Raw genomic sequence first — 12,614 nt, 5'->3', positions numbered from 1 at the left:
CTCCGGTCAGGGGGAAAGGGGCGCGAGCTCGGCCGCGCCCTGCGCGAGGAGCTCGTCGGCGACGCGGTGCGCGAGGTCTGCGGGGGCGTCGGCGTCGGACGGCATCGCGTGCGAGCTCGTGACGTGCGCGCCGCCGTCGGGCCGGTACACCCGCGCGGTCAGGAAGAGGAGTCCGTCGTCGACGAAGGAGCGCGCGCCGATGGGTGCCGCGCAGCCCGCTTCGAGCCGCGCGAGCACGCCGCGCTCCGCCTCTGCCGACCACCGCGTCGCGCGGTGATCCAGGCGGGAGACGAGGTGCTCGTCGCCGGCGCGCGTCTCGACGGCCAGGGCGCCCTGGGCGGGCGCCGTGGGCCAGCGATCGAGGGAGAGGAACTCCGCGACGGCATCGAGCCGGCCGATGCGGTCGAGGCCCGCGGCGGCGAGGATGACGGCATCGAGCGCGCGTACAGGATCGTCGGTCGTCACGCGCTCCAGCCGCGAGTCGATGTTGCCGCGGATGTCGACGAGCACGAGGTCGGGACGGCGGGCGGCGATCTGCGCGCGACGACGCGGGGAGCCCGTGCCGACGCGGGCTCCCTCGGGCAGATCGTCGAGCGCGAGGCTGCCGCGCGAGCACACGACGTCGCGCGCGTCTGCGCGGGGCGGGACGGCGCCGATGGCGAGGCCGTCGGACGGCGCGGTGGGGAGGTCCTTGAACGAGTGGACGACAGCATCCACCTCTCCTGCGCGAAGCGCATCGCGCAGGGCGGTCGCGAACACGCCCGACCCGCCGAGCGATGCCAGTGAGGCCGTGCTGCGGTCGCCCTCCGAGACGATCGGGACGAGCTCCGCGCCGAGGGCGTCGGCGATCGTCCCGGCCTGGGCGCGGGCGAGCGTGCTCGCCCGCGTGCCGATCCGCAGGGTCATCGCCGGATCCGTCCGCACATCACGAGAGCACCTCGGTGAGCTCGTCGGGCGTGATGCGTCGGCCGGTGAAGAAGGGGACCTCTTCGCGCACGTGACGCCGCGCCTCGGTCGCGCGCAGGTGCCGCATGAGGTCGACGAGGTCGGTCACGTCGTCGGCCTCGAGGGCGAGGATCCACTCGTAGTCTCCGAGCGCGAAGCTCGCCACCGTGTTGCTCTGCACCTGCGGGAACTCGCGGCCCATGCGTCCGTGCTCCCCGAGCATCTGGCCGCGCTCTGCCGCCGGCAGGATGTACCACTCGTAGCTGCGGACGAAGGGGTAGACCGTGAGCCAGTCCTTGGGCGCGAGGCCGCGCGCGAAAGCCGGCGCATGGTCACGGCTGAACTCGGCGTCGCGGTGCACGCCGAGCGTGTTCCAGGTCGGCAGGAGCGGCGCGAGCTCGCGCGACCGGCGCAGCGCCCGGAGGGCGGCCTGGAGCCCCTCGGCCGAGTCGCCTACGAGCCACACGAGCACGTCGGCGTCGGCGCGCAGGCCCGACACGTCGTAGATCGCCCGCACCGTCTCGCCGAGCTCGGCGACGACCTCCGCCGCTGCCGGCGCGCCGTCGGGCACGGGGGCGGGGTGCGGGTCGCGGCGGAATACGGCCCACAGGCCGAAGAACCGGGCGGTCTCCGGGGACGAGGAGGGGTCTGTCGTCACGGGCGTCTGCTGCTCGTCGGTCCGATCGGTCACCCCTCCATCCTCTCCCCTGTCGCGGGGACGGGGCGAATTCCTCTCGCCTGCGAGAGTTCCCGCGCGATGCGCTCGGCCTGCGGAATGACCGACGCGAGGCCCGTCCCGGCAGCGGTCTCGCCCACCGAGGGGAGGTCGCCGGGCGGCTCTCCCGCGCCGCGATCCCACGTGTGCTGCGTCGCGTCGAGCACCTCGATCCGGGGATGCCCGAGAAGGATGCCGGCATCGCGCGCCGCCGTCGCGACGGCGTCCTCCGGCACGCCGTCGTAGGAGAGGCGCACGGCGTGCCGCCCGGCCAGCGCCGCAGCGATCCACTCCCACTTCCCGGTGAGATGCGTCAGTGCCCGCGCCCGCACCGCGGGCGCGTCCGCGGCGACGAGCACGCCGGTGCCCCGAGGCGCGCTGTCGAGCGCCGGTGCGTCGACGAGCAGGGTCACGAGCGTCACCCGCCGAGACACGTCGGGCACGGACCCGCTCGCGCGCAGGACGAGTCCCGCGCGGCGACGGCCCGCGACGACGACCGCGTCCGGCTCGACGGAGGTCACCCGGGCGCCGACCTCGATCCGTACGCCGAGGCGACGGCAGTCCGCCTCGAGGGCGTCCACGAGACGGAACATGCCGCCTCGGATGCCGGCGACCTGGGAGCCGGCGGGGGACGCGGCACGGATCGCCCGGACGGCTCCCGCGAGCGAGCCCTGCGCCAGGACCTCGGCGCGCAGGCGCGGGTGCGCGCGCTCGACCGGCAGCGCGTCGGGGCTCACCGAGTGCACGCCGCGGACGACGGGAGCAACGAGCCCTGCCACGACGGCGTCGCCCATCCGCAGCCGCACGAGCTCGCCGAGGGACGCGGCATCCGTCCCCGCCAGGGCGGGCAGGTCGGCGTCGCGAGCGGCCCGCTCGGCGGCGCCGCGTCCGATCGCGTTCACGACGTCGGCGGCGAGCGGCTCTCCGGGGATGCCGAGCAGGCCCGTCGACGGCAGCGGCACGGCGCTGCCGTCGACGCGGTGCAGCCAGGCGGGAGCGGGGTTCGGCGTGACGATGTCGTCGCCGAGACCTAGCTCGGCGAGGAACGCGGCGACGGCACCGCCTCTCGTCGCGAACGACTCGGCGGCCGCGTCGAGGTCGACGCCCCCGATGCGCTGACGCGCGACCTGACCGCCGAGGGCGCCGGACCGCTCGAGCAGGGTCACGGCGAACCCTTCGCGAGCGAGACGGCGCGCGGCGACGAGTCCGCCGACACCACCGCCGACGACGATCGCGTCAGAGGTCATGCACGAGTTCCACGATGCGCGTCAGCACGTCGGGATCGGTGTCGGGCGGCACGCCGTGACCGAGGTTGACGATGTGGGCGGGAGCGTCGGCGCCGCGCGAGACGACGTCGCGCACGTGCGCCTCGACGAGGTCCCACGGACCGGCGAGGAACGCGGGATCGATGTTGCCCTGCAGGGGCAGTCGGCCGCCGAGGCGGTCGTTCGCCTCATCGAGCGGCAGCCGCCAGTCGATGCCGACGACGTCGGCGCCGAGCGGGGGCAGCAGGTCGAGCATCTCGCCCATCCCCAGGCCGAAGTGGATCTTCGGCACGTCCAGCCCTCGCAGCGCGTCGAACGCGCGGCGCGAGTGCGGGGCGACGCGGCGCTGGTAGTCGTTCCGCGACAGCGAACCGGCCCACGAGTCGAAGAGCTGCACGACGCTCGCGCCGGCCTCGACCTGCGTGCGCAGGAACGCGCCCGTCACGTCGGCGCACCAGTTGAGCAGCGTCGCCCACGTCCGGGGGTCGGTGCGCATGAGGGCACGGGCGCGCAGCTGGTCCTTCGACGGCCCACCCTCGATGAGATAGCTCGCGAGAGTGTACGGCGCGCCCCCGAAGCCGACGAGCGGGGTGTCGCCGAGCTCGCGGACGACGATCGAGACGGCCTCCGCGATCGGCTCGAGGGCGTCCGGCTCGATCGGCCGCAGGCGGAGGACGTCGGATGCCGTGCGGATCGGCTCCTCGAGCACGGGCCCACGGCCCGGCACGATCCGCACGTCGACCCCCGCCAGAAGGACCGGCACGACGATGTCGCTGAAGAAGACGGCCGCATCCACGCCGTGCCGGCGCACCGGCTGCAGTGTGATCTCCGCGGCGAGCTCGGGGTCGAGGCACGCGTCGAGCATCTCGGTGCCGGCGCGGCTCGCCCGGTACTCCGGCAGGGAGCGACCGGCCTGACGCATGAACCACACGGGCAGAGTCGAGGGCCGCTCGCCGCGTGCGGCGCGCACCAGCCGGGAGTCGGAGGTGCGGCCGTCGAAGAGCGGATGGGACGTGGGGAGCGCACTCAGAGGCGAAGACACCCTTCCAGGCTAGACTCGATGGGATGTTGTTCTGCCTGACGGCGAACCACCGGAACACCGAGTTCGACGTCCTCGACCGCATATCGAGGGCCGCCGACTCCACCGGAGCCGACGTAGTCGCCGCCCACGATTTCGTGCGCGGCGCCGTCGTGCTGGCCACGTGCAACCGCTTCGAGACGTATCTCGAGCTCGACGACCCCGTGACGGGCGGCGTCGCCCTCGCGCGCGAGGCGGTGCTCGAGGCGGTCGCCGATTCGACGGGAACGGATGCCGCGGCCCTCCGCGATTCGGCCGTCGTCCTGAGCGGAGACGACGTCGTGCGCCACCTGTTCGCCGTGAGCTCGGGCCTGGAGTCGATGGTCGTCGGCGAGGAGGAGATCAGCGGGCAGGTCCAGCGCGCGCTCCGCTCGGCGCGCGACGCCGGCACGAGCAGCACCGAGCTCGAGCAGGCCTTCCAGCGCGCCGCCCGCGCGACCCGCGAGGTGCGGGCGCGCGCCGACCTCGCCGCCGCCGGCCGGTCGCTGGCACGCCTCGCGCTCGACCTCGCCGACTCGCGCGTGACCGACTGGGAGACGATCCCGGTGCTCCTGGTCGGAACGGGGCGGTACGCCCGGACGACGATCGCAGCCCTGCACGCGCGCGGTGCCGCGAACGTGCGGGTCTACTCGGCGACCGGCCGCGCCGCTGCCTTCGCGGCGAAGTACGGGATCCGCGCCGAGAGCGATCTGCGCGACGCGATCGCGGCCGCCGACATCGTCGTCACCTCGACGGCGCGCTACACCGTCGGCCCCGCCGACATCCCCGACGACCGTCCCCGCCTCGTGATCGACCTCGGGCTGCCCCGCAACGTCGAGCCCGCCGTCGGCGAGCTCCCCGGCATCGATCTGCTCGACCTTGAACTGATCGGCCGTCACGCGGCGCTGGCCGAGCTCGGTGCGGGTGCGCACGAGGTCGTCGGCTCCGCCGTCGCGACCTTCAACGCCGAGCGCGCCGCGGCGCCCGCGATCGTCGCGTGGCGCACGCACGTCCAGGCGATCCTCGACCGGGAACTGTCGCGCGTGCGACCCGAGGAGGAGCGCGCGGCGGCGGCGCTGCGGCATCTGGCCGGCGTCCTGTCACACGGGCCGACGATGCGTGCCCGCGAATTCGCCGCGGCGGGCCGGCTCGACGAGTTCGAGCGGGCGCTCGAGACGGTGTTCGGGCTAGAGGTCGCCTCGGCGCTCACGATCGTCGACGACGATCGCGCCGCCGGCTGACCCCGCCCCGTCTCGAACGCCCGCGGCGTTTCGTCTCGCTCCGCTCGCTCAACGACCGCACGGCACATTCGGTCCCCGAGCGAGCGAAGCGAGAGGAGGGGACGACCTCGGACCCCCGAGGAGCTACGGCACGAGATCCGCCGAATCGGTCACCGGGAGGCGACAGGAGAAGTCGCGGCAGTCGTACGCCGTGGGACGGCCCTCCCGCTGCGTCTTGTCGGCGAAGAGCCCGAATCCGGCCGCCGCGAACGCCGACGCCTGCTCCGGCGTCACGACGGCCGTGACATCGGCCTCGAGCCGCCGAGCGGCCTCGGCGAGCGGATCGGACGGCTCGCCGATCACGACCACCTGCCGGGGCGGCGAGGCGAGGACCGCCGCCACGCGCAGCAGCGCGCTGTGCGCGAGGGGCTGCGCCACGGCCGCCCCCGCATGCGCCGCGACGAGCCGCTCGGCGAGCGCACGGTCGGCCTCTCCCCCGCCGAGCAGCCACAGTGCCGCCGCGGCACCGGCGATGGCGGCGACCCCCGAGGGTTCGTCGCCGTCGGACGCGGCATCCGGAGCGACGACGCCCCGCGCCGCGAGCACGGGGTCGACCCCCGCCGGCGCCCGCACCGATCCGTCCTCGCCGATGCACGCCTCCACGAGCGCGCGAGCGCGCACGGCATACGCCGGCTCGCCCGTCGCCACCGCGAGCGCGACGAGCCCGTCCGCGAGCTGCCCGTGATCGGCGACCGTCGCGGGAGCCCGCGACGCGATCTCGTCGAGGGACGCCCGGACGAGCCGGCCCTCCGCGGTGACGTTCGCGGTGAGGACGGCGTCGGCCGCCCAGCGGGCCGCCTCGATCCACTCCGGCTCCGACAGGCGCGCACCGGCACGCGCCAGCGCCCCGATCGCGAGGCCGTTCCAGCCCGTCACGACCTTGCCGTCGACCGCCGGCGGCTGCAGACCGGCGCGGGCCTCGGCATCCCTCAGGTAGTACCCGCCCTCGCTGCGCTCGCCGTCGATCCACGACTCGGAGTCCTGCGCCGCGCCGAAACCGCCGGCGGGCTGCTGGAGGACCTCACGGAGGAAGGCGGCGATCCCGCCCGCCGTCTCGAGGTCGCCCGCATCGACCGCGACATCCAGGAGCTGCGCATTGTCGGTCAGCATGCGCTCGTAGTGCGGCACCGACCAGTCCCGGCGCGTGGCGTAGCGGAAGAACCCGCCCTCGACGGGGTCACGCAGCTCGGACGCGGCCATCGCGGCGAGCGCTCGGGAGGCGACGACGGACGCATCGGCAGCCCGCTCGCGGACGAGCCGCGTCTGCAGGAACCGCAGCGCCGTCGCGACGGGGAACTTCGGCCCGACCGGATCGCCGCCCCAGAAGCCGCCGTACTCCGGGTCCTCGCGCGCGGCCAGCGCCCGCGCCGCCGTGACGAGCGCCTCCGCATCGGGAAGAGGGATCTCCGGTTCCGCCGCACCACGCACGTCCGCCAGCGCCTCGGCGATCGCAACGGCCGTGCCCTCGGCCGCCTCGCGGCGGTCGGTCCATGCCTCGTGAACCGCATCGAGCACCTGCAGGAACGACGGGATGCCCGCACGCGGCTCGGGCGGGAAGTAGGTGCCCGCGTAGAACGGCCCGCCGTCGGGGGTCGTGAAGACGCTGAGCGGCCACCCGAGGTTCCGGGTGAAGGCGCCCGCGGCAGCCATGTACGCGGCGTCGACCTCGGGATGCTCCTCCCGGTCGACCTTGATCGCGACGAAGCGCTCGTTCAGCCGCTCGGCCACCGCGGCATCCTCGAAGGACTCCCGGGCCATGACATGGCACCAGTGGCAGGTCGAGTATCCGATCGAGACGAAGACCGGCACGTCGCGCCGGCGCGCCTGCGCGAAGGCCTCCTCACCCCACGCGTACCAGGCGACGGGGTTGTCGGCGTGCAGGCGCAGGTAGGGGCTCGCGGACGCGGCCAGACGCTCGTTCACCGTGTCGCCGGTCAGTCGACCTCGTCGGGGTGAGCGCTGACGCGTCCAGAGCCGTCGCCGGTGTCCATCTCGTCGATGGCGGCGACCTCCGCGGCGGTCAGCTCGAAATCGAAGACGTCGAGGTTCTCTTCCAGGCGCTCCCGGCGGACCGACTTGGGGAAGACGATGAAGCCGTGCTGGATGTGCCAGCGCAGCACGACCTGCGCGGGCGTCTTCCCGTGAGCCGACGCGGCATCGGCGACCGCCGCAGCCCCGAAGAGGTCGTACTTGCCCTGTCCGAGCGGGCCCCACGCCTCGATCTTCACGTCGTGCGCGGCAGCCCAGTCGGTCACGTCGCGCTGCTGGTAGGCGGGGTGCAGCTCGATCTGATCCACGGCCGGGACGACGCCGGTGGCCTGGACGATCTTCTCGAGGTGGGGCACGAGGTGGTTCGAGACGCCGATCGAGCGCGTGAGCCCGGCATCCCGGATCTCGATCATCTTCTCCCACGCGTGCAGGTAGTTGTCCGCGGCGGGCGTGGGCCAGTGCACGAGGTAGAGGTCGACCTGCGGGAGGCCGAGCTTCTCGAGGCTCTCCCGGATCGCCGCATGCGGCTCCTCGCCGTCGTGGCGGTCGTTCCACAGCTTCGTGGTGATGTACAGGTCGTCGCGCGGGATGCCGCTCGCCGCGATGGCGGCGCCGACGCCCTCCTCGTTGCCGTAGATGGCAGCGGTGTCGATGTGGCGGTAGCCGACCTCGAGGGCCTCGCTCACCGCGCGTTCGGTGTCGGCCGGCGGAACCTTGAAGACGCCGTAGCCGAGCTGGGGGATCTGGTGACCGTCGTTGAGCTTCACGGAGGGGATCGTCATCGGTCCAGCCTATGGGCGGTACACCCGCCGTGCTCCGGGTCGTCGGGGGATGATGATGGCCCCACCCGCTCTGCCCCTGCGGGCGGGGGCCACTCGCAGGACGACCGTTCGGGCGATCCGGAACGAGATCGCGCCGAGGGTCCCTACCCGCGAGCGACGGGCGTCACTCGCCCGAACACAGGCCCGAAGCGGCCGCGTTCTTCTCCTGACCGCCGCCGAGCGCCTTGATGAGCTGACCGACGTTCTCCGCGCCGGCGAACCCCTGGGTGTTGACGGTCTTGTGGATCTGGCCGAAGCACGCGGCGTCGTTGGGTGCCGCGTTGGCGGCGCCGGAGATGCCGAGCGTCGCGAGACCGGCGATGAACCCGATGGCGAGAATGCGCTTCATTGGACTTTTCCCTTCTCTGGCGGATGCAGGATCGCACCCGATATCTGTGGTTCCCGCACAGGAGCCCGTTTGGATGCAGCGAGCACGATCTTTTTCCGCGGACCTTGCTTCGACCGCGCCGAACACCCGGTGCGGCGCGAGAGGGTCTGCGGCGATCTACGATGGAAGGCTGTGTCCGCGCCAGAGCCCGTCATCTCGTACCCGCCGGAGCTGCCCGTCAGCGCCGCGCGGGAGGAGATCGCGCGCGCCATCCGCGGCTCGCAGGTCGTCATCGTCGCCGGTGCGACCGGCTCGGGCAAGACGACGCAGCTCCCCAAGATCTGCCTCGAACTCGGCCGCACCAAGATCGCGCACACGCAGCCGCGCCGCATCGCGGCTCGGTCGATCGCCGAGCGCATCGCCGAGGAGCTCCAGGTCCCGCTCGGCACGACGGTCGGGTACAAGGTGCGCTTCACCGGCAAGGTGTCGGCCGACACGAGCATCGCGCTCCTGACCGACGGGATCCTGCTCAACGAGATCCATCGCGACCGCCTCCTGCGCCGCTACGACACGATCATCGTCGACGAGGCGCACGAACGCTCGCTCAACGTCGACTTCCTCCTCGGCTACCTCAAGAGGATCCTGCCCCAGCGTCCCGACCTCAAGGTCGTCATCACCTCGGCGACGATCGACCCCGAGAGCTTCGCGAGGCATTTCGGCCGGCCGACGGGCGGCGCCGCGGATGCTGTCGAACCGGCGCCGATCGTCGAGGTGTCCGGCCGCACCTACCCCGTCGAGATCCGCTACCGTCCGACGGCCGCGGGGACGGGTGAGGATGCGGGAACCGACGGCGGGTCCGACGACGTCGACGGCATCACGGCCGCGCTGCGCGAGCTCGACCGCGAGGCGGCGGGCGACGTCCTCGTCTTCCTCCCCGGCGAAGCGGAGATCCGCGACGCGACGGATGCCGTGCGCGGAATGTACGCGAAGGATGCCGCGCCGACGGAGGTGCTGCCCCTCTACGGCAGGCTCAGCTCCGCCGAGCAGCACCGCGTCTTCGAGCGATCCGCGGTCGCGGGCGTGCGCCGCCGCGTCATCCTGTCGACGAACGTCGCCGAGACGAGCCTCACGGTGCCCGGCATACGGTACGTCGTCGACACCGGCACGGCGCGCATCTCGCGGTACAGCAACCGCAGCAAGATCCAGCGCCTCCCGATCGAGGCGATCTCGCAGGCCTCGGCGCAGCAGCGCTCCGGCCGAGCGGGGCGCACGGCCCCGGGTATCGCGATCCGCCTCTACTCGGAGGAGGACTTCGAACGCCGCGCCGAGTACACCGAGCCCGAGATCCTCCGCACGAGTCTCGCCTCGGTCATCCTGCAGATGCTGTCGCTCGGCTTCGGCGATATCTCGTCGTTCCCGTTCCTCACTCCCCCGGACTCGCGCGGCGTCAAGGCGGCGTTCGATCTGCTGGTGGAGCTCGGCGCGGTCCGCCCCGCGACGGGCTCGGAGACCGGAAGAGGCGACGGGCCGAAGCTGACCGACCTCGGACGGGAGATCGCGCGGCTGCCCATCGACCCGCGCTTCGCGCGCATGCTGCTCGAGGCGCGCAGGACCGGCGTGCTCCGCGACGTGATGGCGATCGTCGCGGGGATGTCGATCCAGGACGTGCGCGAGCGGCCCGAGGAGCGCCGGGAGGAGGCGGACCGTCTGCACGCGCGCTTCACCGACCCGACGAGCGACTTCCTGACCCTCCTCAACCTGTGGAATCACCTGCAGGAGCAGCAGGCGGGCCTCGGATCGAGTGCCTTCCGGCGCCTCTGCCGCGCCGAGCACCTCAACTACGTGCGCGTCCGGGAGTGGTTCGACGTGCAGCGGCAGCTGTCGTCGCTGCTCGGTCGCTCGAAGACCGTATCCGAGGGCGAGGCCGACCCCGACGCCATCCACCGAGCGGTCCTCTCCGGCCTGCTCTCGCATCTCGGCATCCTCGACGAGCGCCGCCGCGCCCCCGACGGCCGCGGCGGCGGGAAAGCCCCCGCCAGGGGCCGGGCGCCGGCCGCCGAGTACCTCGGCGCGCGCGGCGCGAGATTCGCGATCTTCCCCGGCTCGGGGCTGCGCAAGAAGTCGCCGGGCGCGGTCATGGCCGCCGAGCTGGTCGAGACCTCCCGCCTGTTCGCGCGCACGGTGGCCGCGATAGATCCCGCGTGGGCCGAGCCGCTGGCAGGCGACCTCGCCAAGCGCTCGCTGAGCGAGCCGCACTGGTCCAAGGCGGCGGGCGCGGCATCCGCCTACGAGAAGGTCACGCTCTTCGGGGTCGAGATCGTCCCGAAGCGGCGGGTGCAGCTCGCGCGGTTCGATCGCCCGTTCGCGCGCGAGCTGTTCCTCCGGCACGCCCTGACCGAGGGCGAATGGGATGCCGCAGCCCTCGACAAGCGCCTCACGGCGTTCGAGCGGCGCAACCTCGAGCTGCGCCGGCGCCTCGAGAGGATCGAGGAGCGCGAGCGCCGACGGGACATCCTCGCCGGCGACGAGGCGGTCTACGCGTTCTACGACGCGCGGATCCCCCGGGACGTCTTCGACGTGCGGTCGTTCGAGGCGTGGTGGCGGGACGCCACGCACCGCACCCCGAGGCTCCTGGACATGACGGAGGCCGACCTCGCCGGTGAAGTGCAGCGCAGCGACGAGCGCGACTTCCCCGCCCGGTGGCGGCAGGGCGACCAGGTGCTCTCGCTCGCCTACAGGTTCGAGCCGGGCGCGCCCGACGACGGCGTGACGGCGGTCGTGCCGCTCGCGCTGCTGGCGCAGCTGCGGCCCGACGGCTTCGACTGGCAGGTGCCGGGCATGCGCGACGAGCTCATCGCCGGACTTCTCCGCGCGCTTCCCAAGGCGATCCGGCGTCACGTCGTCCCGGCCGCCGACTGGGCGGCGAGGTTCGCCGAGGAGCTCGACGGCCAGGGCCCCGAATCCCACGACGGGCTTCCCCCGACGACGCTCCGCGAGGCCCTCGCGGCACGGATCCAGCGCATCGCCAACCAGCCGGTGACGGTCGCTGACTTCGACCTCGAGCGCGTGCCGGGGCACCTGCTCGTCTCGTTCCGCGCGGTCGACGAGCGGGGGCGGACTGTCGGGTCGGACCGGGATCTCCCCGCTCTCCAGGACCGCCTCGCGGGCCGCGCGCGCACCGCGGTGAGCCGGTCGCTGACGTCGTCTTCCGGCACCTCCCGCACCCCGCGGTCGTCGAGCGCCCCTCCTCTCGCTTCGCTCGCTCGGGAACCGCGAAGCGAGACGAAACGCCCCGCGCCCGCGAGCGGTGCCGCCGCACAGTCCGCGTTCGCCGAGCAGGCGGGCCTCACCGACTGGACCTTCGGCGACCTGCCCGAGGTCGTCGACACGCGCGTCGCGGGAGGTGTCGTGCGCGGGTATCCGGCGATCGTCGACGAGGGCACGACGGTCGCCCTCCGCATCGAGGCGACGCCGGAGGCCGCCGAGCGCGCGAACCGTGCGGGCGTGCGCCGGCTGGTGCTGCTCGCCGTCGCCTCGCCGTCGACGTACGTGCTCGACCACCTCACGTCGGCGGAGAAGCTCGCGCTCGCGGCATCCCCGTATCCGTCGGCGAAGGCGCTCATCGAGGATGCGCGCGTCGCTGTGGCGGACGCCGTCATCGCCCGCACGGCACCCACCGGGGTCGTGCGCACGCGGGCCGAGTTCGACCGAGTGCGCGACGCCTTCTCAGCCGCCGTCGTCGACGAGCTCTTCCGCACCGTGTCGCTCGTCGCCCGCGTCCTGACAGCGGCGAGAGAGGTCGAGCGGGCGATGCGCGAGCAGAACTCGCTGACGCTCCTCGCCGCGCTGAACGACGTCAGGGGCCAGCTCGCCGGACTCGTGTACCCCGGTTTCGTCCTCCGCACCGGCACGGCCCGGCTCGCACACCTTCCGCGGTACCTCCGCGGCGCACTCGATCGCGTGCGGACGCTCCCCGACAACCCCGGTCGAGACCGGCAGCGTCTCACCGAGCTCGAGCGAGCGTCGGCGATCTACGCCGAGGCCGGCGGCAGCATCCCTCCCCTGCCCGACGCTCCTTCGGCGGTGATCCACGCGCGCTGGCTGCTCGAGGAGTACCGGGTGAGCCTGTTCGCCCAGTCGCTCGGCACCGCCGAGCCCGTGTCGCTGCAGCGCATCCAGAAGGCCCTGCGCGAAGCCTGACCGGAACCCGCCCA

General features: G+C 73.4%; 9 protein-coding genes. 2 read left to right on the top strand and 7 right to left on the bottom strand.

Going from position 1 to position 12,614, the window contains the following annotated elements; genetic code table 11:
• Positions 1 to 6: 6 nt before the first annotated feature.
• From hemC to hemE, 4 genes are all read right to left on the bottom strand, one after another.
• Positions 7 to 906 carry a hydroxymethylbilane synthase gene (gene hemC / locus EV279_RS09175; RefSeq protein WP_133542792.1) on the bottom strand — a complete coding sequence of 300 codons (900 nt, stop codon included), beginning with the start codon at positions 904 to 906 and terminating at the stop codon, positions 7 to 9.
• Between the two features lie 19 nt (positions 907 to 925).
• Complete coding sequence (hemQ, locus tag EV279_RS09170) at positions 926 to 1,555, bottom strand: hydrogen peroxide-dependent heme synthase (protein WP_243728609.1); 630 nt, start codon at positions 1,553 to 1,555, stop codon at positions 926 to 928.
• A gap of 77 nt (positions 1,556 to 1,632) precedes the next feature.
• Complete coding sequence (locus EV279_RS09165) at positions 1,633 to 2,907, bottom strand: FAD-dependent oxidoreductase (RefSeq protein WP_133542790.1); 1,275 nt, start codon at positions 2,905 to 2,907, stop codon at positions 1,633 to 1,635.
• A complete protein-coding gene (gene hemE, locus EV279_RS09160; protein ID WP_133542788.1) occupies positions 2,897 to 3,967 on the bottom strand; it encodes a uroporphyrinogen decarboxylase in 1,071 nt (356 codons plus the stop codon). Before hemE ends, EV279_RS09165 begins: the two co-directional genes overlap by 11 nt.
• Before the next feature lie 23 nt (positions 3,968 to 3,990).
• On the opposite strand from hemE, the gene EV279_RS09155 reads away from it, so the two are divergent.
• Positions 3,991 to 5,223, top strand: a complete 1,233-nt coding sequence (locus EV279_RS09155) for a glutamyl-tRNA reductase (RefSeq protein WP_133542786.1) — start codon at positions 3,991 to 3,993, stop codon at positions 5,221 to 5,223.
• Between the two features lie 123 nt (positions 5,224 to 5,346).
• Here EV279_RS09155 and EV279_RS09150 read toward each other — a convergent pair whose 3' ends face one another.
• The 3 genes from EV279_RS09150 to EV279_RS09140 form a co-directional block, all read right to left on the bottom strand.
• Entirely contained in the window at positions 5,347 to 7,185 is a 1,839-nt protein-coding gene (locus EV279_RS09150) for a DUF255 domain-containing protein (RefSeq protein WP_133542784.1), read from the bottom strand.
• A gap of 11 nt (positions 7,186 to 7,196) precedes the next feature.
• A complete protein-coding gene (locus tag EV279_RS09145) occupies positions 7,197 to 8,033 on the bottom strand; it encodes an aldo/keto reductase (RefSeq protein ID WP_133542782.1) in 837 nt (278 codons plus the stop codon).
• Between the two features lie 163 nt (positions 8,034 to 8,196).
• Complete coding sequence (locus EV279_RS09140; RefSeq protein ID WP_133542780.1) at positions 8,197 to 8,421, bottom strand: hypothetical protein; 225 nt, start codon at positions 8,419 to 8,421, stop codon at positions 8,197 to 8,199.
• A gap of 171 nt (positions 8,422 to 8,592) precedes the next feature.
• Between EV279_RS09140 and hrpA the strand changes: the two genes are divergently transcribed.
• Entirely contained in the window at positions 8,593 to 12,600 is a 4,008-nt protein-coding gene (gene hrpA, locus EV279_RS09135) for an ATP-dependent RNA helicase HrpA (protein ID WP_133542778.1), read from the top strand.
• Positions 12,601 to 12,614 lie beyond the last annotated feature (14 nt).

The sequence above is a fragment of the Microbacterium sp. BK668 genome, from assembly GCF_004362195.1.
GTDB lineage: Bacteria > Actinomycetota > Actinomycetes > Actinomycetales > Microbacteriaceae > Microbacterium.
This window is presented reverse-complemented; position numbering and strand designations above follow the sequence as displayed.